This window comes from Olsenella sp. An285 (genome assembly GCF_002159625.1).
GTDB lineage: Bacteria > Actinomycetota > Coriobacteriia > Coriobacteriales > Atopobiaceae > Thermophilibacter > Thermophilibacter avicola.
Genome location: NZ_NFIZ01000005.1, coordinates 30,270 through 56,174 on the forward strand (window position 1 = coordinate 30,270; position 25,905 = coordinate 56,174).

The window sequence follows — 25,905 nt, forward strand, 5'->3', positions numbered from 1 at the left end:
CGGTTCGGGGTGAGTCCCGGGCCGCGCGTTCTTCTCGCCGGCGTCATCGTGGTGTGAAAAAGTCTCTGAAACCGGAGATTATTTCTAGAAAAAATCTCCTACAAGGGAGATTAATTCAAAGAGAGGGTGGCTTCCCCTTTGCGCTGCACGAGCGCTTCATGGGTCTCTACCGGAACCATCTGCTGGTTGGAGGCATGCCCGAGGCGGTGGGGGAGTTCGCGCGGGAGCGCCGGATTGCGGACGTGTCCGGCGTGCAGCGTGGCATTCGCGTGGCGTACGCCGCGGACATGGTGAAATACGTGACCTCCGCAGATGCTGCAAAGATATCCGCCTGTTGGGAAAGCATTCCCGCGCAGCTGGCAAAGGAGAGCGGCTCGACCAAGTTTGTCTGGCGCTACGTTGCGAGCGGGGCAAAGGCGGAGCGCTACGGCAGTGCAGTCGACTGGCTCGTGGCGTCCGGAATCGTGAGCAAGTGCACGCAGGTCTCCGAGGGCGTGTCTCCGCTCAGGTCCTTCGAGAACGAGTCCTCGTTCAAGCTGTACGTTGCGGACACGGGCCTGCTCGCCAACGCATACGACGCCGTTCCGGCAGATCTGGACGACAGGGGGACCCGCAGCGCGCTTCCGCGGGGGCATGGCGGAGAACTACGTCATGCAGCAGCTCGTGGCCTCGGGCCAGAGGCCGTACTACTGGGGCGCGCAGTCGACCTACGAGGTTGAGTTCGTGCTGCGCCTGCGCGACGGCATTGTGCCCATCGAGGTAAAGAGCGGGACGCACGTCAGGTCCACGAGCGCAAAGAGGTTCGCCCAGAAGTACGGGTGCCCGTACGTGCTGCGCGTCACCGGAAAGAACTTTGGCGCCATGGGAGAGGTGCGAAACGTCCCCCCTGTATGCGGCATGCCTCATCGGCGAGCTCGCATAACGTGACAAAGGGACTGTCCCCTTGTCACGTTAACGGCGCGTCCTTCTCGCCCTGCGAGCGCTACACTAAAAAGGTTGCATCACAAGCGAGAAGGGCCGTCATGAGCGCATCTGCCGAGAAGATCATCCTTGCCGTAGACACGTCCACGGACATGCTGGCGTGCGCCGTGGGGCGCGTGGGCGCGGACGGCGCCGTGACGGTGCTGGCCGCGCGCGACCATATGTGCCGCCGCCAGGCCAACGTTGAGCTGGTGACCACGGCGCAGGAGGCGCTCGCCGAGGCGGGCCTTGCCATGGGCGACCTCGACGCCGTGCTCGTGGGGCGCGGCCCCGGCTCGTTCACGGGCGTGCGCATTGGCATCGCCACGGCCAAGGGCCTCGCCTGCGGGGCGGGGCTGCCGCTGTACGGCACCTCGGCGCTCGACGCGATGGCATGGTCCGCGTGGGACGCGGGCGCCCACGGCACGCTCGCAGTGGCGGGCGACGCCATGCGCGGCGAGGTCTACCCGGGCATCTACGAGCTGGACGACGCCGGCGCGCACCGCATGTTCCCGGCCGAGACCGTCCTCAAGGCCGATGCCTGCGTTGCGGCATGGGCCGAGCGGGCGGACGCGGACGAGCTCACGCTCTCGGGCAACGGCCTGGTCAAGTACTGCGCACGCTTCGAGGTCGCTGGGCTCGCGTCCTTCTCGCCCGAGGAGGCGTGGTATCCCACGGGCGAGGGGCTGCTGCGCGCGGCCGTGGAGGCCGGGGTCTTTGACGGGTCCGACGCTCAGCCCGGCGACCCGGCGCTGGTTCTTCCCATCTACACGCGCCTCTCTGACGCTGAGGAGGCCGAGCGCACGCGCCTTGGCCTCAAGAAGCCGGCATCCGTGGAGCTCACCGGCGTCGACGACGCGCTCGCAGGCATTCACCTCCAGCTGCGTCCGATGACGGTGAACGACACCGCCGCCGTGGCCGCGCTTGAGGCGGCCACCTACGAGGGCGCGGCGCACACGCCGTGGACCGAGAAGATGTTCTACGAGGAGCTCTCCCAGCCCGGCCGCAGCTGGTGGGTCGCCCACGACCAGGGGACCGTCATCGGCTTTGCGGGCGGCGTGCTCGCGGGAGCGGACTTCGAGGTCGAGGAGGTCGTCGTGGACGCGGCGCGCCGGCGCGAGGGGATCGCCACGCGCCTCGTGGCCCGCGTGGCCTACGACGCGCAGATGCTCGGTGCGCAGACGATCTCGCTCGAGGTGGACGAGAAGAACGAGGGCGCCCGCGCCCTCTACGGTGCGCTCGGCCTCGCGGAGGAGGGGCGGCGCCCCGGCTACTACCCGGCGGCTGCCGGCGAGCCCGCGCACGACGCCCTCATCCTGCGCGCCCCGCTGCCGCTCGCGGCGGACGCCGTGATCGCAACCGGTCGCCCGGAGCCGGCGCCTTCCATCCGCCCGTGGCCGATTGTGCCCGGCGAGCGCACGCCCGAGGCCGCGGCCGCGCTCGCTGCCGCCGGCCCGCTCATCCTCACGATCGAGTCCTCCTGCGACGAGACCGCCATGGCCGTGACCGACTCCCACGGCGTGGTGTGCGCGAGCGTCGTGGCCACGCAGATCGACTTCCACGCGCGCTTCGGCGGCGTGGTGCCCGAGATCGCCTCGCGCAAGCACACCGAGGCCATCGTGGGCGTCTTCGAGGAGACGCTCGCCCGCGCCGGCGAGCACTTCGGCGTGGACACGCTCACGCCGTCTGACCTGGCCGCCGTTGGCGTCACTGCAGGACCGGGTCTCGTTGGCGCGCTCGTGGTGGGCGTGGCGTTTGCGAAGGGTCTCTGCGCGGCCGCTGACCTGCCGCTCATTGCCGTGCACCACCTCGAGGGTCACCTCATGGCCAACCTCTTCGAGACGCCGGACCTCGAGCCGCCCTTCGTGGCGAGCATCGTCTCCGGTGGCAACACCATGCTCGTGCACGTGCGCGCCTGGGGCGACTACGTGCTTCTTGGCGCCACAATTGACGACGCGGTGGGCGAGGCCTTCGACAAGGTTGCCAAGGCTCTGGGCCTGGGATATCCCGGCGGCCCCGTGATCTCCAAGCTCTCGGCCCAGGGCAACCCGCGCGCGGTTCACTTCCCGCGCGCGATGATGCACAGCGGGGACTACAGCTTCAGCCTCTCCGGCCTCAAGACCGCCGTCATCACCTACATCGAGGGCGAGAACCGCGCCGGCCGCGCGATCAACCTGCCCGACCTGGCGGCGAGCTTCGAGGCCGCGGTCATCGACGTGCAGGTGGCCAAGGCCGTGACGGCCGTGGAGGAAACCGGCGTGACGGACTTCTGCGTCGGCGGCGGCGTGGCGGCCAACCCGGGTCTGCGCGCGGCGTACAAGAAGGCGCTCGAGAAGCGTGGCGTGCGCGTGACCGTGCCGCCCATGCGCGCCTGCGGCGACAACGCGGCGATGATTGGCATTGCGGCGCTGCGCAGCTACAACGCCGGGTCCTTCTCGCCGCTCACCCTGGACGCCGACCCCAACGCCGCCCTGGGAACTTGGTCAACCCCCAACGCCCCCGTCCCTCCCACCTGGGAATGATACAAAGGGACAGTCCCTTCGTAACATTTTGCTTTTGGGTTGATTTGGCGCAGCGTCTGTTTTGCGCAAAAGCGGCGTCCGTGCCACAAACGGACGAGCTGTTGTGCAAAATGGCCGCTCGTGCCACATCAAATAGCGTGAAAATGGATTTCCGATTCCATAACTTATATACTTAACTGGGAAAACCTTGCCAGGCTACTCGGTCGGACCCCCAAAACATGTGGCACGAGTGAGGTTTCTGCACAGCGAGTCGTCCGTTTGTGGCACGAGGGGCGATTTTGCGCAGATCTGCGGACTCGCATGACAGGACCGCTCGCTCCGCAGAAGGGAGGCAGGGTGTTCACCTGCGACTACGAGTCTCCACTCGGGAGGATGTTGCTCGCTGCCGACGACGCCGGTCTGGCGGGCGCGTGGTTCTACGGTCAGCGCTACTTTGCGTTTGGACTGGAGGACGCCGAGAAGAGCGCGGAGACAGATGCCTCTGCTGACTCGCCGGTTCTTTTCGCCGCACGCCGTTGGTTGGATGCCTACTTTGCCGGCGGCCGTCCGTCCGTGACTGATGTCCCACTTGCTCTGCGCGGCACTGCCTTCCAGCGCCGCGTGTGGGGCGTGCTTCTTGCCATTCCGTACGGAGAGACTCGCACGTACGGCGAGCTTGCAGCTGTGCTGTGCTCCTCACCGCGCGCCGTTGGAGCCGCCGTGGGCAAGAATCCCGTCAGTGTAATCGTCCCGTGCCACCGCGTCCTGGGCGCGGGCGGCTCCCTCACCGGCTACGCCGGTGGCCTCGAGCGCAAGCAGGCGCTGCTCGCGCTGGAGGACACATGGACCTGACGGGTGGACTTGGCTGGCGTGCCGCCTCGGGGGATTTCGACGCATATCCGAAGAGTCTAATTTGCACTGTCATAGTGCGATTCAGTTGGAATATCGCACTATGACAGTGCAATATCACGCGGGCGCTCGAGACGGACATTCCCCAGTACGCCAGCACGATCGCAGCGACGGGCAGAAAGCTCAAGATACTCATTAAAGTCATCAGTACGTTTGCCCCGCTCAAGCCCAACATGATGAGTCTGAGCAGCCAGATTCAGACAAACCGCAGCAATGAGGAGAGCTGCCTGCTCTACATGAAGAGTGGGCCAAAAGGGAAATAGCCCCTCTTGGCTCTGTTAGCCGTAAAGGAGGACTGCTCCTTTTCATGGCCTAACCGCTCGCGACCGTCAGCGTCCCGCTCGCCGATGCTCCGCCAATCGTCGGCTTCTCAATCGACATACCGGTATACTGGAACACCAACGGGACAGCAGATGCCCGGACCACGAAGGAGGAACGATGCAAACACGGAAGCTGGGGACCCTGGAGGTCTCTGCCATGGGCATGGGCTGCATGGACTTCTCGCACGGACACGGTGATCCGCCCCCGCGTCAGGAGTGCATCCGCCTCATGCGCCTTGCGCATGAGCTGGGCTGCACGATCTACGACACGGCCGATGCCTACGCCGACGGCCACAACGAGGTGCTGGTGGGGGAGGCCCTCGCGCCCATCCGCAACGAGGTGTGCATCTGCACCAAGTACAACCCGGAGCTCCGCCCGGTGACCGACCCCGCCAACGGTCCGGTGAAGGACCAGATTGAGGGTCGCCTTGACGACTCGCTCAAGCGCTTGGGCACGGACTACGTGGACCTCTACTACATGCACCGCATCACCGATGACGTTCCCTTGGAGGAGGTCGCCGGCTACATGGGCGAGTTCATTGCCAAGGGTAAGATTCGCGCCTGGGGCGTCTCGCGCGCGTCCGCGGAGCAGGTTCGCACCGCGCACGCAGTGACGCCGCTCGCCGCCGTGCAGAACGAGTACTCCATGATGGAGCGTGCCCCCGAGGCCGAGGTGCTGCCCACCTGCAAGGAGCTGGGCATCGGTTTCGTTCCGTACATGCCGCTGGCCCTCGGGTTCCTCACGGGCAAATACAAGCCAGGCATGACGTACAAGAACGATGACGCCAAGCGCTTCGCCGCACGCTTTTCGGACGAGAACATCCGTCGCAACCAGCCGATTCTGGAGATCCTGGACGCCCTCTCCAAGGAAAAGGGATACTCCTACGCTCAGCTCGCCATCGCGTGGCTCATGCACAAGGAGGACTTCATCGTGCCCATCCCCGGCATGATGAGCGAGGAGATCGTGCGCCAGAACTTCGAGATTCCGAGCATCGTCCTCACGCCCGAGGACATGGCCCGTGTGGACGAGTCGCTCTCCAAGGTGACCGTCTACGGCGAGTGGGACGAAAGCTGCATCGGCAAGCTCAAGGAGGTCCTCAAGGAGGAGGGCTACGAGCCTGGCGTGAAGTCCTGGGGGCACGAGTAGCCCTCGCGTGCCCGCCCGGGGCGCGGCCATCCTCCGCCGCGTCCCGGGAAGGCCGCCCTGCGGCCCCGTTGTCCGGGCGGCAGCGTCGTGAAATAATGGTTGGTACAAGGCGGTATACCGGGACGTGAGGGAGCGCACGATGGCAAACCTGCTGCGAGATGAAGCCTACGAGCGCCTTTCCGGGCTCATCAAAAGCGGAGCGCTCGAGCCAGGAGTCACCTACTCGCTCAACGCCCTCGCGGCAGATATGGGAATGTCCCGCACGCCCGTTCGCGATGCGGTTCAGCGTCTCGCGGACGAGAGCCGCGTGGACGTGCTGCCCAGCCGTGGCATCCGCCTGCACGAGATGAGCGAGGCCGAGCTCACGCAGCACTATCACTTCAGTAGTGCCGTCGAGGGCTATTGCGCCTGCCAGCTGGCCAAGCGCCAAGCGGCGGGCGAGGGCGACGAGTGCGTGGCGCGCCTCGCGAGCATCCAGGCCGCAATGGCGGAGCTGCTCGACGAAGCCTCGGACTTCTCGGCGTACTTCTCGCTTGACCAGCGCTTTCATGCGGAGCTGCTGGACTCTCTCGGGGACGCGCAATTCAGCGGCTTCAAGAGCTCGCACTTGGGCTTCTACGGGCACCCGGAGCTCCAGCGCGCGGACGGCGAGGTCACTCGGCGCGCGGTCTTCGACTGTCACCAGGCCATCCTCGACGCCATCTCCGCGGGCGATCATTTGGGCGCGTTCGACGCGCTGCAGCGCCACGCCGAGCTCATGACTCGCGCGTATCGGCGCGGCTAGCTCCACGGCGGGAGAAGTCTGCCCCTCCCGCCCTTTTTCGGCTCTTCGGCGTTTCTAGTGGGCAGCACATCCTGACGCCAGCTGGGCCGAGAAGTCGAGCCTCCCCAGCCTGAGGAATACCATCGTGGTGAAGTAGCCGACGTTCCCGAAGCCCCTCGAGGCGCGCCTGAGCGACCGGATGACCGAGTTCATGCCCTCCGGGAAGCCGTTGGTGGCGCGCGCCGGGAACCAGTTGAGGACCCCCTCGCGCTCCGCCCCGATGCTCCTCGCCGCCCTCTTCGTCTCGGGCACGTCGGAGTGCGTGATCCAGGAGAGCGCCCGGTCGAGCCCGGCGGCGGCCTCCTCCCTCGTCTCGCACGAGTAGACCGCGCGCACCGCCTCGACCATCGCGCACGCGCGCGCCGTCAGCAGGTGCTCGGAGACGAGCGGCGCGCGCTTGGCCGCCTGCCGCCCGGCGAGGTTCTCGGGGCGCTTGAGCCACACGTACTTGGTGCCCCCGAGCAGGCGCCTCTTCTCCTCGCAGCTCTTCGCCTCGGCGCGCCTCGTCCTGTCCAGCGCCCTCGTCAGCAGCTGCATCACGTGGAAGCGGTCCACGGTCTGGGCCGCGCCCGGCATCGCCTCGGCGCAGTCCAGCGAGCAGGAGCTCGCCATGTCGCGCGTGACCTCGGCGACCGCCGGGCGGTCGCCGCCCCGCGCCTCGAGCCGGCCGCAGAGCCTGCCGGGCGCGCCGCGGTCCCCGCCCTCGGTGACGGCGGCCACGCGCCTGCCGTCGACGTCGGCCATCACCGATATGTGGCGCTGGCCCCCGGCGCGGGCCGTGTCGTCGACGCCGACCCCGGTCACGCCGGAGCGGTCGGCGCCCTCGCGCGCCTCGGACACGGCCCTCCCGAGCATCGCCCACACGCGCGAGTCCGACTCGCGCACCTGCGCCGATATGGCGCTGACGGCCATCCCCGACATCGCCATCACGAGGACCCGCGCCTCGAAGAGCGCCGTGAAGCGCGAGTTCGGGCGCACCTCCCAGGGCACCCTCACGGTCCCGGGGCCGTGCTCCGGGCAGTCGGCGCGGGGCACCCGGCAGTGCACGACGGTGCGGAGCTGCCAGATGTCGAGGTGGCGCCAGGTTCGCTCGCGCGCGTCGTAGACGCCGCGGCGGGCGCCGCACTCCGGGCACGCCACGGCCGCCCCGGGCGCCCTGCCCACGCGGATGTGCGGCTCCTCGTCGCCGGACTCGGTCGACTCGAACCACACGTCCTCGACCCGCCACTCGGGCCCCAGGCCCATCGAGCGCTCGAAGAGCCTCGCCAGCATCCCGGCCTGCGCGTCCATGTGGGCACCTCCCGTCGCCGCCCGACGACAGAATGGTACCGCTCGGGGTCACGCGGTCACGAGGGGCTGGGTGCGCTACCCACTAAAAGTTCCGAAGAGCCCAGTTTCAACCGCTATCGCAAGGACAGTTTCTACTGGTATCAGAAGGTCATTGCTAGTAGCGGAGCGGATTTGGCATAGCTCTAGGTGAGTTGTGGTCGGTCCGAGACGGGGCCGTCCACAACTCGTCCCTAACCGTCCTCGCGCCGGAGGGAGCCTTAGCACGCGCCGGACCCGCACATGAGCTCGATGATCGTCCGGTCCGTCTCGCGCATGCCCTGAGCGGCCAGAACGCCCACGTTGCGGATCGTGTTCTCCACGCCCTTGACCACGATGCCGTCGCCGCCATAGAACTGCTTGCCCTGCTTCTGCATCTGCATTCCCAGCAGGCCCGCCTCCACCGCGCTCGCGATCTTGGCCGCGCAGCTTGCCTTGGCGCCGTCGCAGACCATGCCGGAGTCGATGGCGATGGCGTTCACCACGGTGTGCGCGATCTCGTTCGCGCGCCCGCCGTAGAGGTAGGTGATGCCGGCCGCCGCGCCCGCGCCTGCGCTCGTGGCGCCGCAGTAGGCGGAGAGGCGCCCGATGCCGGTCTTGAGATGGATGGTCACCAGGTTGGACACCACGAGCGCGCGCAGCAGCTCCTCGTGGGAGACGCCCAGGTCCTGGGCGTAGACGATCACGGGCACGCTGGCCGTGAGGCCCTGGTTGCCGCTGCCGGAGTTGATGACCACGGGCAGCTCGCAGCCGCCCATGCGGGCGTCGGAGCCGGCGGCCGCCCAGGCCTTGGCGCGGTTGGCCACGCCGTCGCCGTACGCCTCGAGCAGCACTTTGCCGATGCCTGCGCCCCACGCTCCGTCCAGTCCCTCGCGCGCGATGGCCATGTTGCAGGCGATCTGGCGGCCGAGCAGCTGCTTCACGTCCTCGAGGTCCACCTCGTCGGCAAACTCGACGATCTTCTCGATGGAGAGGCAGCTGCGGTCGACGCCAGCGTCCCTCTCGCCCGCAGCATCCTCGAAGGGCGTATCGAGAAGAACCTCGCCGTCGCGCTCCACGTGGATGACGTTGGTGTGCGAGCCGGCGATCTCGCAGAAGGCGGCGTGGCCGGCACCCGAGACGCGCACCTGGATGTCAAAGATCCACGGGCGCTCGCTCGGCACCACGGTGACCTCGTGCGTGGCGAGAAAGTCGCGCATCTCGGCAATCTCCTCGCCGGTCACGCCTGCCAGGACCTCGAGCTTGGCCTCGGCGTCTCCTGCCACCACGCCCGCCGCCGCCGCGGCCTCGATGCCGCGCGCGCCGCCCGTGTTGGGCACGACGACGCTCTTCACGTTCTTGATGATGTTGGCGGACGCCGCCACGTCCACGCGCTCCGGCAGCGCGCCGAGCGTCTGGCGCGCGAGCGCGGCGCAGTAGGCCACGGCGATGGGCTCGGTGCAGCCCATCGCGCAGACGAGCTCCTCCTCGAGGATGGCGACGTAGGCGTCGTAGGTCTCCTGGTCCATGGCGCTCCCTCTTCCGGGCAGTCGGTTGACAGGGGGACAGTCCCTTTGTCAAGTTATGCACCCACATAACGTGACAAAGGGACTGTCCCCCTGTCAACCGTCCCACCCGTTACGGCGGTGTTTCCAGAATGGTAGCAGCTTGTGGTTCTTCTCGCCCCGCGGTATCCTGCCGACGTGCGCGTAACTTTCTCGCATTAAGTTGCAAGGGGGAGGGGAATGGGTCCCCTCCGGTTGCGTCGCGCGGAAGGGGATTACTCAAAAAGGGAAAGGAACCACCATGAAGGCCACCCCGCACGTGTACGTATCTGACAGAGTCTCTCGCCGCGACTTCCTCAAGCTCTCGAGCCTCGTGGCGGGCATGGGAGGCGTGATGGTCCTTTCCGGCTGCGGCCCCGCCGCGCAGGACTCCACCACGGACACCGCCGATGACGCGGCCGACGACGCCGCCGACACCACCGAGGCCGCCACGCTCGGCGACGGCAAGACCCTCCGCGTTGGCATGGAGGCCGCCTACGCCCCGTACAACTGGCAGGTCTCCGAGGAGTCCGAGTTCACCATCCCCATCGAGAACGTCTCCGGCGCCTATGCCGACGGCTACGACGTGCAGGTCGCCAAGCGCATCGCCGAGGCCCTGGGCATGGAGCCCGTGGCCGTGAAGCTCGACTTCACCGGCCTCATCGACGCCCTCAACAACGGCCAGATCGACATCGTCTGCGCCGGCATGTCCGTTGACCCGGAGCGCTCCCAGTCCGCGGACTTCTCCGACTCCTACATCGACGACGACATCGTCATGATCAGCACCAAGGACTCCCCGTACGCCGGCGCCACCACGTTCGCCGACCTCGCGGGCGCCTCGATCATGGGCCAGGCGGCCACGATGTTCAACAACGTCATCGAGCAGATCCCCGACATCAACCACATGACGCCGGGCGAGACCGTGCCCGTGGTCGTGGAGAGCCTCGCCTCCGGCACGAGCGACGTCATCACCTACTCGATGCTCTCCGTGCCCAAGCTGCTCGAGACCTACCCCGACTTCGTGGAGCTCGAGATGACCGACAAGTTCGAGGGCTCGGTCATGCCGGACAACGCCGCCATCGCCAAGGGCCAGGAGGCGATCCTCGAAGAGATCAACGAGGTCATCAACGCCATCCCGGAGGACGAGCGCCAGCAGATGTGGAACGACTGCATGGACCGTCAGCCGGCCTAATGTGAAGAAGGGGTAGTCCCCCGCAACGTTGCGTAAGATAGGGGCGCGCGCCGCATACGAGGGCGCGCGCCCGCACGCATGAAATACAAAGGAGATACAAGATGAGCTCCGCTCCCTCCGGCGAGCAGACGGCGAGAATGACGCGTGGTCGCGTGGCCTCGTTCTTCCTCGACGACCATCGCTACGTTCTTCTCGGCACGAGCGCTGCGGCGTTCGTGGGCATGCTGCTCTCGAGCTCGCCCCGCCCGGCGATGAGCTTCCTCTCTCAGGCGTTCACCGTCGAGCTCGTGATGTACTACCTGCTCGTCGCCTGGCTCGTGGTGAGCGCCGTCGCCCTCGTGACCAAGCTCGCAAAGTGGCGCGACTACGCGTCCTTCTCGCCCTTTGCCAAGCCCGCCGTCCGCCGCGCGCTGCGCTACGCCTCGTACGTGGTGTGGGCGATCGTGCTCGTGCTCTTTGTCGACCGCGCGGTCATGGGCGTGGCCTCGGCCTGGAACGTGGCGGTGGCGGCGGCAAGCATGGCCGACCCCAAGCGCCCCGAGCCCATGCTCGAGAGCATGTGCTACATCCTCTACCAGGGCCGCGACACCTTCTTCACCGGTCTTGTCACCACCGTCGAGCTGGCGGTCTTTGGCACCGTCATCGCGTTTTTCCTGGCGCTCCTGCTGGTCTTCGCGCGCATCCAGACCATCGACCGGCCCGACAACGACTTCGTGCGCTTCTGGAAGGTCGTGGGCTCGGGCTTTGCCAAGGTCTACTCCACCGTGGTGCGCGGCACGCCGATGATGGTCCAGGCGATGATCATCTACTACGGCGTCTTTGGCATCTTCCGCATGACGAGCCTCACTACCACGCAGATCAACGGCATCTGGACGACCTTCCTCGCCGGTCTGGTGACCATCACGCTCAACTCCACCGCCTACATGATGGAGGTCCTGCGCGGCGGCATCGAGTCCGTGGACAAGGGCCAGACCGAGGCGGCGCGCTCGCTGGGCCTCTCCCAGTGGCAGGCCATGGCCAAGGTCGTCTTCCCGCAGGGCATCAAGTACTCGATCCCCGGCCTCTCCAACGAGCTCGTCATCAACATCAAGGACTCCTCGGTGCTCTCCGTCATAGGCACGTTCGACCTCATGTTTGCCACCACCACCGTGGCCGGCATCTACTACCAGCAGTTCCAGACGGCGCTCATCTCCACGGTGGCCTACCTCATCCTCACGATGGTGGCGTCGTGGCTGCTCGGGCGCTTTGCGCGGAGGTTTGACGTGAGGGTCGAGGCCGTGGGCAGCACGTCCGACACGCCCGTGAAGGTGGAGGAGTAAGCCATGAGCGAGAAGAACCTTAACGTCGCGGCCGCCCCCGGCTCCGCTGGTACCGCCCCCGGCTCCGTCGAGCCCATGGTCCGCATCGAGGGCCTGCGCAAGTCCTTTGGCGACCTCGAGGTCCTGCGCGACATCAACCTCGACGTCATGCCCGGCCAGGTGGTCACGATCATCGGCGCCTCGGGCTCGGGCAAGTCCACGCTCCTGCGCTGCATCAACCTGCTCGAGACGCCCGACGCCGGGCACGTGTGGTTCCACGGCGCCGACCTCGCGGCCGAGCACGTGGACGTGAACCGCCTGCGCGAGAAGATCGGCATGGTGTTCCAGGGCTTCAACCTGTTCAACAACATGAACGTGCTCGACAACTGCACGCTCGCGCCCGTGACGCTCAAGAAGATGGGCAAGGCCGAGGCGCAGGAGGTCGCGATGCGCCACCTGGAGTCCGTGGGCCTGGCGGACTTTGCGCGCGCGGACGTCAACAACCTCTCGGGCGGCCAGAAGCAGCGCGTCGCCATCGCGCGCGCCCTCTGCATGCAGCCCGACCTCATGCTCTTCGACGAGCCCACCTCGGCGCTCGACCCGGAGATCGTGGGCGAGGTTCTCGAGGTCATGCGTCGCCTTGCGGCGGAGGGCATGACGATGGTCGTGGTCACGCACGAGATGGCGTTTGCCAAGAACGTCTCCGACGAGGTCGTCTTCATGGACAAGGGCGTCATCGCCGAGAAGGGCGCGCCCTCCAAGCTCTTCACGTCCCCGGAGCACCCGCGCACCCGCGAGTTCCTCGCCCGCTATCTCGAGGGGTAACTTGACAGGGGGACAGTCCCTTTGTCATGTTATGTTGTGTTTGCTGTGGTATAACTATCCCATTAATAGAACTATGAACGGGAATAGCTATGCCAAGAACAGAAAGAAGAAAGTCAGCATCTGGCTTCTATCACGTAGTGATGCGTGGAAACGGTCGGCAGAACCTCTTCGAGGATGATGCCGACCGTCGCTCGTTTCTTTCCTACCTGCGAGGGGACGCGGAGAGGTTCGGCGTGCGCGTCCTGGTCTGGTGTCTCATGTCCAACCACATTCACCTGCTGCTCGAGGATCGAGATGACAATCTGAGCGAGATGATGCGCTCCCTCGCGACGAGCTACGCGCTGCGCTTCAACAGGCGCGGTGGGCATGCTGGCCACGTGTTCCAGCAGCGTTTCTACAGCAATCCCATCGAGGACGAAGCATATCTTCTTCAGGCCATGCGCTACATTCACGACAATCCTGCCGAGTCGGGCGTATGCCCCGCGGACGAGTATCCCTGGAGCAGCTATCACGAGTATGTCGGGACGTCGGAATATGCGGACACAGGGCTCCTGCTCGAGATGCTCGGAGGGCCGGAGAGGTTTGCGGAGTTCTCAGCGCGCGGCTGGGAGGGGGCGTACCGTCTCCCCGGTCGCCCCCGAGTGCCCGACGCCATGGTCGGGAGTGTTGCGGGAGACGTGCTCGGTGCGATGCCGGCGTCTGAGCTCAAGGCGCTTGATAGGGGACGTCGCAACGCGTTTCTCCGGAGGCTCTGGGAGGAGGGGCTCTCGGTACGGCAGATCGAGCGCCTTACGGGCATCGGCCGCGGAACCGTTCATGCCGCAGTCAGAACTTGACAAGGGGACAGTCCCTTTGTCAAGTCGAGGTAGCAGCATGATACGATTTCAGTATTCAGGGCGACATAACATGACAAAGGGACTGTCCCCTTGTCAAGGAGGAGGCAGAGATGAGAGACGGGTTCGTCAAGGTCGCGGCGGTGACGCCGGAGGTGCGGGTCGCGGACGTCGCCTTCAACGTGGAGGCCTGCGTTGCCGCGGCGCGCGAGGCGGCCGAGAAGGACGGCGCCGTCGTCATCGTGCTGCCCGAGCTCGCGCTCACCGGCTACACCTGCGAGGACCTCTTCTGGCAGGACGCCCTCATCCGCGCCGCCGACGCCGGCCTCGGCGAGTTCGCCGCCCGCACGGCGGACCTCGACGCGCTCCTCCTGGTGGGCGTGCCCGTGCGCGCGGGCGGCAAGCTCTACAACTGCGCCGCCGTCGTCTCGCGCGGCATGGTCCTCGGCCTCGTGCCCAAGACCCACATCCCCACCTACAACGAGTTCTACGAGGGCCGTCACTTCGTCTCCGGCCCGGTGGACCCCGTGCTCGTCTCCGCGGGCGGCGAGAAGGACGTGCTCATGGGCACCAACCTGCTCTTCTCGTGCCTGGAGCTCCCCGAGCTCGTGGTGGCGGCGGAGATCTGCGAGGACCTCTGGGTGGCCGCGCCGCCCTCGGTCGCGCACGCGCAGGCCGGCGCCACGCTCGTCTGCAACCTCTCCGCCTCCAACGCCGTGGTGGGCAAGGCGGACTACCGCCGCAGCCTGGTGACCGGCCAGAGCGCTCGCCTCGTGTGCGGCTACGTCTACGCGAGCGCCGGCACCGGCGAGTCCACGCAGGACCTGGTCTTCTCCGGGCACGACCTCGTGGCGGAGAACGGGCGCCTGCTCGCGGAGGGCAGGCCCTTCGGCGACGGCCGCGCGGTCTCAGAGGTCGACGTCCGCTTCCTCGCGCAGGAGCGCACGCGCATGTCCACCTTCGAGTGCGCCGCCGCGCCCGAGGAGGTCGGCTACGTGACCGTGCCCTTCTCGCTGGGCGCGGACGCCGCCTCCCGCGAGACCCCGCTCACGCGCTGGGTGGACCCGCACCCCTTCGTGCCGTCCGACCCCGCCCGTCGTGCGGAGCGCTGCGAGGACGTCTTTGCCATCCAGGCCCACGGCCTCGCCAAGCGCCTCGCGCACACGTGCTCGCGCACGGCCGTCATCGGCGTCTCCGGCGGCCTCGACTCCACGCTCGCGCTGCTCGTGACCGTGCGCGCCTTCGATCTGCTGGGCCTCGACCGCGGCGGCATCATCGCCGTCACCATGCCGGGCTTTGGCACCACGGATCGCACGCACGACAACGCCACGCTGCTCTCGCAGGCGCTCGGCGTGCAGCTGCGCGAGATCGTCATCGGCCCGTCCGTGCGCCAGCACTTCGCCGACATCGGGCACGACGAGTCCGTCCACGACGTCACCTACGAGAACGCCCAGGCCCGCGAGCGCACGCAGATCCTCATGGACGTGGCCAACCAGGAGGGCGGCATGGTCATCGGCACCGGCGACCTCTCCGAGCTGGCGCTGGGCTGGGCCACCTACAACGGCGACCACATGTCCATGTACGCCGTCAACGCGAGCGTGCCCAAGACGCTGGTGCGCCACCTCGTGCGCTATGTGGCGGACACCTGCGGAAACGCGGCCGAGTCCGAGGTCCTTCTGGACGTCCTGGACACGCCGGTCTCGCCGGAGCTCCTGCCCGCCACGGGCGACGGCAAAATCGCGCAGAAGACCGAGGACCTCGTGGGCCCCTACGAGCTGCACGACTTCTTCCTCTACGAGGTCCTGCGCCGCGGCACCAATCCGGCAAAGGTCTACCGCCTCGCCCGCTACGCCCTTGGCGAGAAGTACGACGACGCCACGATCCTCGCCTGGCTCAAGGTCTTCTACCGGCGCTACTTCGCGCAGCAGTTCAAGCGCAGCTGCCTGCCCGACGGCCCCAAGGTTGGCTCGGCGGCGGTGAGCCCGCGCGGCGACCTGCGCATGCCGTCCGACGCCTGCTCCGCCCTCTGGCTCTCCGAGCTCGAGACGCTGTAGGGTGGTTGACAGGGGGACAGTCCCTTTGTCATGTTATGCGACCACATAACATGACAAAGGGACTGTCCCCCTGTCAACCTCCGTCAGCTTCGGACGGTGAAGACGTACGTGGCCTCGCCGGCGTCGAAGTACGCCTCGACGGCGTAGCGCCAGCCCGGCTCCACGGTGAATACCACGTTGCCGTCAACGATCTTGCGATCGTCGACGGTCCAGACGTCTCCCTCGACGCTGTCGATCTCGACCGCCTGGGCAGACCCCGCTGCCTCCGCCGCCGCCTCGAGCTCGTCCTCGGGCCAGCGCACGATGCCTGCTGCCGTGCAGGGCACGTCAAAGCTCACGGTGACCTCCGTGGGGCCGTCCACGCGCGCGTCGGGCAGCTCGTCCGCCGCCAGCTGCGTTGGGTGCGGCGCGTCCACGGTCACGGTCTGGCCCACGTCGCCCTCCTCGTAGCTCCACGTGTAGCCGTACGTCTCGAGCATGACGGACGTCGCGGCAAGATCCGTGGTGTAGTCGAGCGAGGCCAGCGGCGGCTCGGTCGGGTCCTTCGGCTGCCAGATCTCCGCCACCAGCTCGTCGTACTTCTCGGCATCCGCCGGCGTTCCCTCCTCGATCACCTCGACGCGCGTGATGCCCGGGTACTGCGCAGGGTAGCTCTCCAGCATGATGCCGTTGCCGGTCACGCGCACGATGTTGCCGACCGTGAGCTCGGGCGCGTCTGCCGGCAGGCTGGTGGGGTAGTAGGGGGTCCCGGTGTCCTGGTCCACAAAGAGGACCTCGCCGTCACCAAAGGTTACGACCATCGCGGTGGAGACGAACTCACCCGCCTCGCTCATTCCGGCTCCCTCCGGGTCAAACATACTCCTTGGCGTCAAAAAGGTACCCGGCGTCTCCGCCCTCGAACCAGGCGCCCACGTAGTAGCGCCAGCCGGGCTCGATCTCAAAGGAGGCGGCGCCGTCCTCGAGCGAGCACTCGACGCCCTCGAGCGTCCCGTCCTCCGCGTAGCGCACGATCTCGACCTCCGTCGCCGGCTGCGAGAAGGACGCGCTCACCTCGGCCGCCCCCGAGACCTCGACGTCGGGAACGTCGTTATCGGCGAGCTCCGTGGGCGGCACCGGGTCTACGGCAGCGTTGTCCCACGAGTAGCCGTGCGTGAGCATAGCGGCGTTGACCACGGCCTCCTCCGCCTCGAGGCGCACGGTGCCCGTGGGCGGCTCGCTCTTGGAGCACGCGGCAAGGGGCATGACAAGAACGGCGGAAAGCGCGGTGGCGAGAAGAACGGTGGGCTTGCGGCTCGTCATGGGTCTGCCCTCCCGTGGTCGGTTGCCCTGTTGTAAGAGTGTTCCCCTTGTCAGCGGGCTTTAAGCGAGGCTCATAGGTTTTTCGCTGCTTGACGGGGGGACAGTCCCTTTGTCATGTTATGCGACCACATAACATGACAAAGGGACTGTCCCCCTGTCAACCCGGCTCGCATGCTCCGGCACGCCTCAGAAAATCTAAGTGCGTCTTGGAAGATTTTTTTACGCGAGGTGGTATAAGTCCGCCTGTCTGGGTATGATTCTGAACGTTGGCTAGCGCGGTGCGAGACATCATCGGCACCGCGGAAATCCCGCCCGAACGGGCGCAAGAAGGAGGTTCTTGAACATGACTCTCAAGCCGCTGGGTGATCGCGTTCTCGTGAAGCCGGCCCCCAAGGAGGAGAAGACCTCTACGGGCCTCTACATCTCGAGTGGCGCGCAGGAGAAGCCGCAGCGCGGCCAGGTCGTGGCCGTGGGCGCCGGCAAGATGAACGACAAGGGCGAGCGCATCGCCATCGACGTCAAGGTCGGCGACGAGGTCTACTACGGCAAGTTCGGCGGCAACGAGGTCAAGATCGACGGCGAGGACTTCCTGCTCCTCCGCGCCGACGACATCTACGCCGTCATCGAGGACTAACTGATCCAAAAGGGGATAGACCCCTTTTGAATCATTCGCAGAAACTTGGAGGAACAAGAAATGGCTAAGGACATTCTTTTTGGCACCGACGCTCGTGCCAAGCTCGCCAAGGGCGTCAACACCCTCGCTGACGCCGTGACCACCACCATGGGCCCCAAGGGCCGCTACGTGGCGCTCCAGCGCTCCTACGGCGCCCCCACCATCACCAACGACGGCGTCTCCGTGGCCAAGGAGATCGAGCTCAAGGACCCCATCGAGAACATGGGCGCCCAGCTCGTGAAGGAGGTCGCCACCAAGACCAACGACGCCGTGGGTGACGGCACCACCACCGCCACGCTCCTCGCCCAGGTCATCGTCAACGAGGGCCTGCGCAACGTGGCCGCCGGCGCCAACCCCATCGCCATTCGTCGCGGCGTTGACAAGGCCGTGAACGCCGTCGTGGAGGAGATGCGCAAGAACGCCCAGGACGTCTCCACCAAGAAGCAGATTGCCTCCGTCGGCACCATCTCCGCCTCCGACCCCGAGATCGGCAACAAGATCTCCGACGCCATGGAGGTCGTGGGCAAGGACGGCGTCATCACCGTCGAGGAGTCCCAGACCTTTGGCATCGACATCGACACCGTCGAGGGCATGCAGTTCGACAAGGGCTACATCTCCCCGTACTTCTCCACCAACAACGAGACCATGACGGCCGAGCTCGACTCCCCGTACATCCTCATGACCGACCAGAAGGTCTCTAACATCCAGGACATCCTGCCGATCCTCGAGGCCGTCCAGAAGCAGGGCGCGCCGCTGCTCATCATCGCCGAGGACGTGGACGGCGAGGCCCTGGCCACCCTCATCCTCAACAAGCTCCGCGGCGTCCTCAACGTCTGCGCCGTCAAGGCCCCCGGCTACGGTGACCGCCGCAAGCGCATGCTCGAGGACATCGCCATCCTCACCGGCGGCCAGGTTGCCATGAAGGAGCTCGGCGTCCAGCTCACCGACGTCACCGCCGAGATGCTCGGCCGCTGCAAGTCCGTCAAGATCTCCAAGGATGACACCACCATCGTCGGCGGTGCCGGCTCCAAGGAGGCCATCGACGAGCGCATCGCCCAGATCAAGGCCGAGTACGACGTGACCACCTCCGACTTTGACAAGGAGAAGCTCCAGGAGCGCCTTGCCAAGCTGGCCGGCGGCGTGGCCGTCATCAAGGTCGGCGCGGCCACCGAGGTCGAGCTCAAGGAGATCAAGCACCGCATCGAGGACGCCCTCCAGGCCACCCGTGCGGCCGTGGAGGAGGGCATCGTCGCCGGCGGCGGCGTGGCGTTCCTCGAGGCCTCCAAGGTCCTCGACACCGTCGAGACCGTCGACTCCGACGAGAAGATCGGCGTTGAGATCGTCCGCAAGGCCCTCGAGGCTCCCGTGAAGACCATCGCCAACAACGCTGGCTACGAGGGCTCCGTCGTGGCCGAGAAGATCAAGAGCCTGCCCGCCGGCCAGGGCCTCGACTCCGCCACCGGCGAGTATGGCGACATGATCGAGATGGGCGTGCTCGACCCGGTCAAGGTTGCCCGCGTGACCCTGCAGAACGCCGCCTCCGTGGCGTCGCTCATCCTCATCACCGAGGCCACCGTCTCCGACGAGCCCAAGAACACCACCATCGAGGAGGCCATCTCCGCGGCGGCTGCTCAGGGCGGCCAGGGCGGCATGTACTAGGATCGCGCCTGAACTAACCTGACTCGGCGAGGCCCCGGGTTTCCACGAGGAAGTGCGCTATGCGGAACTTCCTCTTTGGAAACCCGGGGCCTCTTCTCGTTGGTTCACGTGCGCGGCCTCGACCGCGTTTTGAAAGGCTGGGCTTTCTGTACATTGTTGCCCCGCCTCATGGGAGGGGCCGAGAAGAACCTCACATCTGCGCAGGTCAGACGACCGCACGTTCTTCTCGCCCCATCGAGTGCCCTCGCAATGTACAGAAAAGCTGGAGTTGGGTGGCGTGTTTTGCGGCGGGACACCTAGGCGACGATCTTGTCCCAGTCTTCCAGTCGCAAGCGCGGGACGCGCTTGAACTCGCGAGCGGAGCCCGATTTCCGAGTTGCTACCCCCGCTTGCAGACGAAGGACATGAGGGGCGCGTCTACGAGGCTCGCAACGTGGCCGCACTTGGTCATGAGGAGAAAGTAGACGTCCTCGCGTCCGCAGCCGTCCACGAGCACCTCAAAGTTGCCCATGCCCTTGCTGATGACGAGATCCGCGTCATAGAACGTGCGACGGAACTCCTCGGTGCTGGCCGAGAGCACGGTTGTGGGGGTTGCCACGCCGCTGGAGAGCACGCGGGCGACGTCCGCCATGCCCACCTGCGCCGCATCCTCGAGCGTGACGTCGTTGATGGCGGGGCCGCCGCGCACGCCGTAGGTCACCTGCGCGTCGGGGTTCTCGCGCGCAATCTCCTTGATCATGAGCTTGTCCAGGACGATCTCGCCGCAGTTGTCCCCCAGGTACATGATCGCGCGGGCGGAGCGCACGGCATCCAGCAGGGCCGCGGAGTCGTCCACGGCAAATGAGATCTCGGGCACGCGGTCGATGAGCGCGGTCACGTCGTCGCGCGTGAACGCGTTCTTTCCGCCAAAGTCCACGAGGTTGCCGGCCACGGCGTAGCGCAGGGCAAGCTGGAAGGGCTCGCCGGCCGCCTCGATGCGCGCGACGCACTCCTGCTCCCGGTCCAGCATGAGCTGGTTGTACTCGCGCTTGATGTCGCGGTAGGGGTCGTCCGTGCCCAGGAGGGGAGTCACGCGCCCGAGCAGCTCGCCCATGCGGTCCGGGCGGATGCGCTCGCCGCCCATGCCGGCGAGGACCTCGTCCTTTATCGCAAGCATCCTGTCGAGCGTCGCGTCGTCAAGCCCGCAGAGCACGGCAAGCTCGCGCATCTGCTTCTCGTAGCACTCCCTGCAGTCGGGCTTTTTCGGGGTCGTCTCACCCATGCGTCCTCCTGACCTCGGCTCTACCAAAACGATAGCACGCCGCGCAACCAACAGTTGTTCTTGCTGGTAAACGGGTAGAATCGTAACTCGTCGGATGGTTGGTGGAACTCAACCGAGGGGGATGTCACAGTGGGAGCCGCGCGCAGAAACCCGAGGAAAGGACCATCAATGGACGAGAAGAACGAGACGCTGGGACGTCGCATCGCGCGGCTGCGCCTGGAGTACGGCATGACGCAGGAGCGCCTCGCCATGAAGATGGGCGTGACGGCGCAGGCGGTGAGCAAGTGGGAAAACGACCTCAGCGCGCCCGACATCATGCTGCTGCCGGAGCTCGCGCGGACGCTCGGCGTGACCGTGGACGAGCTGCTGGAGGGTCGCAAGAGTCAGGAGATTGCGCTGGCGGAGCCCGCGCCGGAGCCTGAGCCGGAGCCGTCGCGCACGGATGGCTCCAAGCCCAAGAAGCTCCACATCCAGGTGGACAGCAGCGACGGTGACGTGGTGAACAACAACGTCCCCTTGGGCATGGCGAGCGCCGTGCTCGGTGCCAGCTCCAAGCTTCCCGGCGTCGTCAACCTGAACCTCAACGACGCCGACGTCGACATGACGCTCGTCGCGGAGGCGATCAAGCACGGCGAGAAGGGCACGCTCATCGAGGTCGACGGCGGTGACGGCGACCACGTTGTCATCTCGCTGGAGTAGCGCACGGACCTAGGGGAGGAGCGACGTTGGACGAGAAGCGCATCACGGGCATCGCACGCCTTGACGTGGCAATTACGCGTATTGCTGGCGCGGCGGTCGCCGACGGCCTATGCGAGGCGGTTCTTCTCAAGGGCTCTATCGCCCGCGGAGACGCGGACGAGTTCTCCGACATCGATCTCTACCTCGTCGTCTCTCCCCAGAACCGCGATGCCGTGTTGGAGCGGCGCGAGAAGTACCTCAGCGCCTATGGTGACGTCGTGTTCGTCGAGGACGTCGACTTCGGCCTGCCGCAGAAGGTGGCCATCTTCTCCGACGCCCTCCACGTGGACCTCTACGTGGCCGAGCCCAAGCAGGTCGGCAGCCTTGACCCCGTCGTTGCGGCGTACGACCCGGCGAGCCTCTTCGCGGACGTGGCGCCCGTGCGTTCCGACGTGACGGACGAGGAGCTCTGCCGGCACTTCTCGTCTGTGCTCTACTGCCTTGTGGAGGCGAGCTCAGCGTACGGTCGCGGGAACGACGCCTGGGCCGCAAAGATCATGAGCGACGCGGTGGGGGAGCTTTCGGTTCTGGTGCGCAGCCTCTACGACCGGCGCTACGCGTTTCTCGGCCTGAAGAAGATCAACGAGGTGATTCCGGCTGAGGACTATCGGCTTCTCGAGGACGTCTATGCCAGCCTTGGGTGCGGCAACTTCCCGGGAGCGGCCCAGACCATCCTCGGCGTCCTCGACGCGTTTCTCGCCAACGCGGACAACGGCCTCGTGCCGAAGCTGGACACGCGTTTTCTCACGTGGGCCAGGGAGGGTCTCGGCGCCTTGCTCTTTGCCGAGCGCGGCAACGTGCTGAGTGTCGATGCGCCCATCACGAGCCCGCACACATACGAGGAGTTCTGCGAGGGGCTCGACTCGGGGGAGCCGCGACCCATCGCCTGACAGAGTGTCTCCGCCTCCGCAACCTCGAGGACCTCGGCTGGGAGTGACGGATTATGCGGCCCGCACTCATAAGTGCGGGCATCAAGTGCGGGCAGTATTTCGGTGATGGACTGGGGAGTGCGACCTGCCTCTCGAGTCTTGTGCTCAAGTGCGCGCATCGAGTGCGCTCTAGCCCGCACTCGATGGCGGGGCGCTTCGGCGGGCGCCGCCAAGTGCGGGCGACACCCCGCCAAACCCGGTAGACGCCCTTCGGCGGTCCCAGACGAGAAGAATCTCAACCTCGGCAGCAAAAGGCCCTCCCGGTTTCCTAAGCGGAAGTTTCGCGAAGCGCACTTCCGCGTGGAAACCGGGAGGGCCGTCAGCTACGACCAGACGTTCTTCTCGCTACCCGACGAGCGTCCTCGTGATGCTTGCCGCAGCAGTCTTGCCGGCGCCCATGGCCAGGATGACCGTGGCCGCGCCGGTGACGATGTCGCCGCCGGCCCAGATGCGCGGGTCGGAGGTGCGGCCGTCCTCGTCGGCGATGATGTAGCCCCACTTGTTGAGCTTGATGTCGCCAATCATCTTGGCAAACGGGTTGGCGTTGGTGCCGATGGCGGAGATGGCCACGTCGCAGGGAATCTCCTCGACGGCGCCCTCGATGGGCACCGGGCGACGGCGCCCGGAGGCGTCGGGCTCGCCGAGCTCCATCTTCTGGACGCGCACCGCGCAGACGGCGCCGTCCTCGCCCTTCACGAACTCCAGCGGAGCCACGAGCGGCATGACCTCGACGCCCTCGGCCTTGGCGTGGTGGAGCTCCGCGCGACGGGCGGGCATCTCGTCCTCGGTGCGGCGGTACGCGATGATCGCGCGCTCGGCGCCCAGGCGCTTGGCGGTGCGCACCGCGTCCATGGCGACGTTGCCGCCACCAAAGACCACGACGTTCTTGCCGTGCTTGGTGGGGGTGTCGTACTCAGGGAAGCGGTTGGCCTTCATGAGGTTCACGCGCGTGAGGTACTCGTTGGCAAAGAAGACGTTGGGGAGGTTCTCGCCCGGGACGTTGAGGAACTTGGGCAGGCCCGCGCCCGTGGCGATGTAGATGGCGTCGAAGCCCTCCTCAAAGAGCTCCTCGGCGTCGGTGATGCGGCCCACGACCGAGTTGTACTCAAACTTGACGCCCATCTCCTCCAGACCGTCGATTTCGCGCTTGACGACGGCCTTGGGCAGACGGAACTCGGGGATGCCGTAGACGAGCACGCCACCGCCGGTGAAGAAGGCCTCGAAGACGGTCACGTCAAAGCCGTTGCGGGCGAGCTCGCCGGCGCAGGTGATGCCGGACGGGCCGGAGCCCACGACGGCGACCTTCTTGCCGTTCTTGGGGGCCATCTTGGGCTTGGAGGCAAGCTCGGGCTGGTCGCCGAGGAAGCGCTCCAGCTGGCCGATGGCCACCGGGTCGCCCTTCTTGCCGCGGATGCACTTGCCCTCGCACTGGTTCTCCTGCGGGCACACGCGACCGCAGATTGCGGGGAGCATCGAGTCCTCGCGGATGATGTCCAGCGCCTCGCCGAACTTCTCCTCGCGGATCTTCTCGATGAACTTGGGGATGTTGATGTTGACGGGGCAGCCGTCAACGCAGAACGGCTTCTTGCAGTCCATGCAGCGCTCGGCCTCGGCCAGCGCCATCTCCTTGGTGAAGCCCTTGTCGACGGGGCGGAAGTCGCACGCGCGCTCGGCTGCCGGCTCCTCGTTGTCCGGCGTGCGCGGGGACTTCATGTCCGGAACAAAGCGACCGTTTACCTGTGGCATGCGCAGTTCGCCTCCTCATAGGCCTTGAGGGACTGGCCCTCCTCGGTGAGATACGCGGCCTGACGCGCGCGAAGGTCGTTCCAGTCGACCTTGGTGGCGTCGAAGTCGGGGCCGTCGACGCAGGCGAACTTCGTCTGGCCGTCGACCTCCACGCGGCAGCACCCGCACATGCCGGTGCCGTCGACCATGATGGGGTTGAGCGATGCGGTGATCGGCGTGTTGTACTTCTCGGCCGTGAGGGCGGAGAACTTCATCATCGGAACGGGGCCGACACAGAAGACCTGGCTGACCGCCTTCTCCTGGAGCAGGCGCTCGAGCGGTGCGGTGACCACGCCCTTCTCGCCGTAGGAGCCGTCGTCGGTGGTGATGTGGATGTGGTCGTCCGGGAGGATCTCGCGGAACTGGTCCTCGAGGAGCAGCAGGTCCTTGGTGCGCGCGCCCATGATGGCGTGGACCTCGTGGCCGGTCTCCACCAGGTGGCGGGCAACCGGGAAGGCGATGGCCAGGCCGACGCCGCCGCCGATGACCGCGCAGGGGCCGTCCGCCATCTCGGTGGGGACGCCCAGCGGGCCGGTGACGTCCTTGATGGAGTCACCCTCGTTGTAGGTGGACAGCATCTCCGTGGTCTTGCCGATCACCATGAAGATGAACTCGACCCAGCCCTCCTCGGCGTTCCAGCCCGCGAGCGTGAACGGGACGCGCTCGCCCGTCTCGTTGGCGCGCACCATCAGGAACTGGCCGGCGTGAGCGTGCTTGGCCATCCGGGGCGCCTCGATGCGGAACTTGAACACCTTCTCCGAGAACTGCGTCTTTTCGAGGATCTTGTACATTAACAGCACTCCTCTCCTGCATTCCCTCTCAAGGTTTGGTGGCCCCGAACAGGGCCTTTCCAACACCCCTCATTGTACCCGAGTGCCGGTGCATTCCAACGTGGGCAGACGAGAAGAGCGGCGGGCGGTTGTGGCGGGCGCGACAGGGGGCGGACCGCACCTAGAGGGTCTGCTCCACGAGGTCCGCCGCGCGCTCGACGGTGAGCTCGAAGTCCTCGAGGAAGTTCCCCTTGAGCTCGCGGAGCACGTAGTCGGCGACCTGCATGCGTCCGGGAGGCCGTCCGATGCCAAACTGCACGCGCGCGAAGTCGCGGCTGCCGAGCTTGTCGGCGATGGAGCGCAGGCCGTTGTGCGCGTTGAGGCCACCGCCCAGCTTGAGCTTGACCTCGCCTGCGGGCAGGTCCACCTCGTCGTGGACCACGAGGATCTCCTCGGGACGCACGTGGTGGGCGCGCGCCAGCTTGGAGAGCGGCCCGCCCGAGGTGTTCATGTAGCTCATGGGCTTGGCGAGAAGGACCTCGCGCTTCTCGCCGTCCTTGTCCGTAACCGTTATCGCGGCGACCTGGGCGCCGGCCTCGGACTTCCAGTAGCGCACGCCTTGGCGCGCCGCCACGGCGTCGATGGTGGCAAAGCCGGCGTTGTGCCGGGTGCGCGCGTACTCGGCGTCGGGGTTGCCGAGGCCGCAGACGATCTTGATGACGGCGGGCTTGGCCGCGGGCTTCTGGGCGGGCATGGGCCTCCTTTGACGTTGGCGTGCGCACCATTGTAGGGCTTGCGGGGCTGCGGACGGTCGGAGCGGTCGGGAGGATGCGTCGCGCATTTTGGGGACAGGGCACGATTTTGCCGGAGGGCGTTGTGAAAACGCGAGCCAGGGCAGCGCTGCGGTGAGCGTGGGTGTGGCGAGAAGGGCTGCGGTGCCCTTCGCGCCTGCCCCAGCCGGGATTTCCACAACGCTCGGGGCTTCGTAGGCGACGGCGCGGCCGCCCAGGCTGCCCTGGCTCGATTATCCGCAACGGGGCGGGCCGATTATCTGCCCTCGGTCGAAATAGCGTGACGCGG

At 66.6% G+C, this 25,905-nt stretch carries 23 protein-coding genes; 15 read left to right on the forward strand and 8 right to left on the reverse strand.

Annotated features, from left to right (window positions below):
- Nucleotides 1-158: 158 nt before the first annotated feature.
- The 6 genes from B5F79_RS10820 to B5F79_RS04560 all read left to right on the forward strand — a co-directional run bounded on the left by B5F79_RS10820 (nucleotide 159) and on the right by B5F79_RS04560 (nucleotide 6,621).
- Nucleotides 159-719, forward strand: a complete 561-nt coding sequence (locus tag B5F79_RS10820) for a DUF4143 domain-containing protein (protein WP_143786241.1) — start codon at nucleotides 159-161, stop codon at nucleotides 717-719.
- Nucleotides 652-927 carry a DUF4143 domain-containing protein gene (locus tag B5F79_RS04540; RefSeq protein ID WP_158094840.1) on the forward strand — a complete coding sequence of 92 codons (276 nt, stop codon included), beginning with the start codon at nucleotides 652-654 and terminating at the stop codon, nucleotides 925-927. Before B5F79_RS10820 ends, B5F79_RS04540 begins: the two co-directional genes overlap by 68 nt.
- Nucleotides 928-1,022: 95 nt before the next feature.
- Nucleotides 1,023-3,482 carry a tRNA (adenosine(37)-N6)-threonylcarbamoyltransferase complex transferase subunit TsaD gene (gene tsaD, locus B5F79_RS04545; protein WP_087218007.1) on the forward strand — a complete coding sequence of 820 codons (2,460 nt, stop codon included), beginning with the start codon at nucleotides 1,023-1,025 and terminating at the stop codon, nucleotides 3,480-3,482.
- 336 nt (nucleotides 3,483-3,818) lie between these two features.
- Nucleotides 3,819-4,313: a methylated-DNA--[protein]-cysteine S-methyltransferase gene (locus B5F79_RS11265; protein ID WP_275083690.1), complete on the forward strand. Its 495-nt coding sequence runs from the start codon at nucleotides 3,819-3,821 to the stop codon at nucleotides 4,311-4,313.
- Nucleotides 4,314-4,808: 495 nt separating this feature from the next.
- On the forward strand, nucleotides 4,809-5,837 hold the full coding sequence (locus B5F79_RS04555) for an aldo/keto reductase (protein WP_087218013.1): 1,029 nt from the start codon (nucleotides 4,809-4,811) through the stop codon (nucleotides 5,835-5,837).
- 139 nt (nucleotides 5,838-5,976) lie between these two features.
- Entirely contained in the window at nucleotides 5,977-6,621 is a 645-nt protein-coding gene (locus tag B5F79_RS04560; RefSeq protein WP_087218016.1) for a GntR family transcriptional regulator, read from the forward strand.
- Nucleotides 6,622-6,675: 54 nt separating this feature from the next.
- Here B5F79_RS04560 and B5F79_RS04565 read toward each other — a convergent pair whose 3' ends face one another.
- Together B5F79_RS04565 and B5F79_RS04570 are read right to left on the reverse strand one after the other, a co-directional pair.
- Nucleotides 6,676-7,950 (reverse strand): ISL3 family transposase, encoded by a 1,275-nt coding sequence (locus tag B5F79_RS04565; protein WP_087218019.1) that lies wholly within the window; start codon nucleotides 7,948-7,950, stop codon nucleotides 6,676-6,678.
- Between the two features lie 257 nt (nucleotides 7,951-8,207).
- Nucleotides 8,208-9,494, reverse strand: coding sequence for an L-cysteine desulfidase family protein (locus B5F79_RS04570; RefSeq protein WP_087218022.1), 1,287 nt, complete (start codon nucleotides 9,492-9,494; stop codon nucleotides 8,208-8,210).
- 277 nt (nucleotides 9,495-9,771) lie between these two features.
- Here B5F79_RS04570 and B5F79_RS04575 point away from each other — a divergent pair, with 277 nt between their 5' ends.
- From B5F79_RS04575 to B5F79_RS04595, 5 genes are all read left to right on the forward strand, one after another.
- Complete coding sequence (locus B5F79_RS04575; RefSeq protein WP_143786243.1) at nucleotides 9,772-10,701, forward strand: transporter substrate-binding domain-containing protein; 930 nt, start codon at nucleotides 9,772-9,774, stop codon at nucleotides 10,699-10,701.
- Nucleotides 10,702-10,802: 101 nt separating this feature from the next.
- Entirely contained in the window at nucleotides 10,803-12,020 is a 1,218-nt protein-coding gene (locus B5F79_RS04580) for an amino acid ABC transporter permease (protein WP_087218025.1), read from the forward strand.
- A gap of 75 nt (nucleotides 12,021-12,095) precedes the next feature.
- Nucleotides 12,096-12,824: an amino acid ABC transporter ATP-binding protein gene (locus B5F79_RS04585; RefSeq protein WP_087218358.1), complete on the forward strand. Its 729-nt coding sequence runs from the start codon at nucleotides 12,096-12,098 to the stop codon at nucleotides 12,822-12,824.
- An 89-nt stretch (nucleotides 12,825-12,913) separates the two neighbouring features.
- Nucleotides 12,914-13,660, forward strand: coding sequence for a transposase (locus B5F79_RS04590; protein WP_087218028.1), 747 nt, complete (start codon nucleotides 12,914-12,916; stop codon nucleotides 13,658-13,660).
- A gap of 110 nt (nucleotides 13,661-13,770) precedes the next feature.
- A complete protein-coding gene (locus tag B5F79_RS04595; RefSeq protein ID WP_087218031.1) occupies nucleotides 13,771-15,711 on the forward strand; it encodes an NAD(+) synthase in 1,941 nt (646 codons plus the stop codon).
- Between the two features lie 83 nt (nucleotides 15,712-15,794).
- Here B5F79_RS04595 and B5F79_RS04600 read toward each other — a convergent pair whose 3' ends face one another.
- Nucleotides 15,795-16,544, reverse strand: a complete 750-nt coding sequence (locus tag B5F79_RS04600; RefSeq protein ID WP_087218034.1) for a hypothetical protein — start codon at nucleotides 16,542-16,544, stop codon at nucleotides 15,795-15,797.
- Between the two features lie 16 nt (nucleotides 16,545-16,560).
- Complete coding sequence (locus tag B5F79_RS04605; protein WP_087218037.1) at nucleotides 16,561-17,010, reverse strand: hypothetical protein; 450 nt, start codon at nucleotides 17,008-17,010, stop codon at nucleotides 16,561-16,563.
- A 343-nt stretch (nucleotides 17,011-17,353) separates the two neighbouring features.
- On the opposite strand from B5F79_RS04605, the gene groES reads away from it, so the two are divergent.
- Nucleotides 17,354-17,644: a co-chaperone GroES gene (groES, locus tag B5F79_RS04610; protein ID WP_075278909.1), complete on the forward strand. Its 291-nt coding sequence runs from the start codon at nucleotides 17,354-17,356 to the stop codon at nucleotides 17,642-17,644.
- A gap of 60 nt (nucleotides 17,645-17,704) precedes the next feature.
- Nucleotides 17,705-19,342, forward strand: coding sequence for a chaperonin GroEL (gene groL / locus B5F79_RS04615; RefSeq protein WP_087218040.1), 1,638 nt, complete (start codon nucleotides 17,705-17,707; stop codon nucleotides 19,340-19,342).
- Between the two features lie 379 nt (nucleotides 19,343-19,721).
- On the opposite strand, the gene B5F79_RS04620 is transcribed toward groL, so the two are convergent.
- Complete coding sequence (locus tag B5F79_RS04620) at nucleotides 19,722-20,603, reverse strand: damage-control phosphatase ARMT1 family protein (protein ID WP_087218043.1); 882 nt, start codon at nucleotides 20,601-20,603, stop codon at nucleotides 19,722-19,724.
- 168 nt (nucleotides 20,604-20,771) lie between these two features.
- Here B5F79_RS04620 and B5F79_RS04625 point away from each other — a divergent pair, with 168 nt between their 5' ends.
- Together B5F79_RS04625 and B5F79_RS04630 are read left to right on the forward strand one after the other, a co-directional pair.
- Nucleotides 20,772-21,302, forward strand: a complete 531-nt coding sequence (locus B5F79_RS04625; RefSeq protein WP_087218046.1) for a helix-turn-helix domain-containing protein — start codon at nucleotides 20,772-20,774, stop codon at nucleotides 21,300-21,302.
- Nucleotides 21,303-21,328: 26 nt separating this feature from the next.
- A complete protein-coding gene (locus B5F79_RS04630) occupies nucleotides 21,329-22,231 on the forward strand; it encodes a nucleotidyltransferase domain-containing protein (protein WP_087218049.1) in 903 nt (300 codons plus the stop codon).
- 384 nt (nucleotides 22,232-22,615) lie between these two features.
- Here the strand turns inward: B5F79_RS04630 and gltA are convergent, their stop codons facing one another.
- The 3 genes from gltA to pth all read right to left on the reverse strand — a co-directional run bounded on the left by gltA (nucleotide 22,616) and on the right by pth (nucleotide 25,579).
- Entirely contained in the window at nucleotides 22,616-24,016 is a 1,401-nt protein-coding gene (gene gltA / locus B5F79_RS04635; RefSeq protein ID WP_087218053.1) for an NADPH-dependent glutamate synthase, read from the reverse strand.
- On the reverse strand, nucleotides 24,004-24,846 hold the full coding sequence (locus B5F79_RS04640; protein ID WP_087218057.1) for a sulfide/dihydroorotate dehydrogenase-like FAD/NAD-binding protein: 843 nt from the start codon (nucleotides 24,844-24,846) through the stop codon (nucleotides 24,004-24,006). Before B5F79_RS04640 ends, gltA begins: the two co-directional genes overlap by 13 nt.
- A 160-nt stretch (nucleotides 24,847-25,006) precedes the next feature.
- Nucleotides 25,007-25,579 (reverse strand): aminoacyl-tRNA hydrolase, encoded by a 573-nt coding sequence (pth, locus tag B5F79_RS04645; protein ID WP_087218060.1) that lies wholly within the window; start codon nucleotides 25,577-25,579, stop codon nucleotides 25,007-25,009.
- Nucleotides 25,580-25,905: the final 326 nt, after the last annotated feature.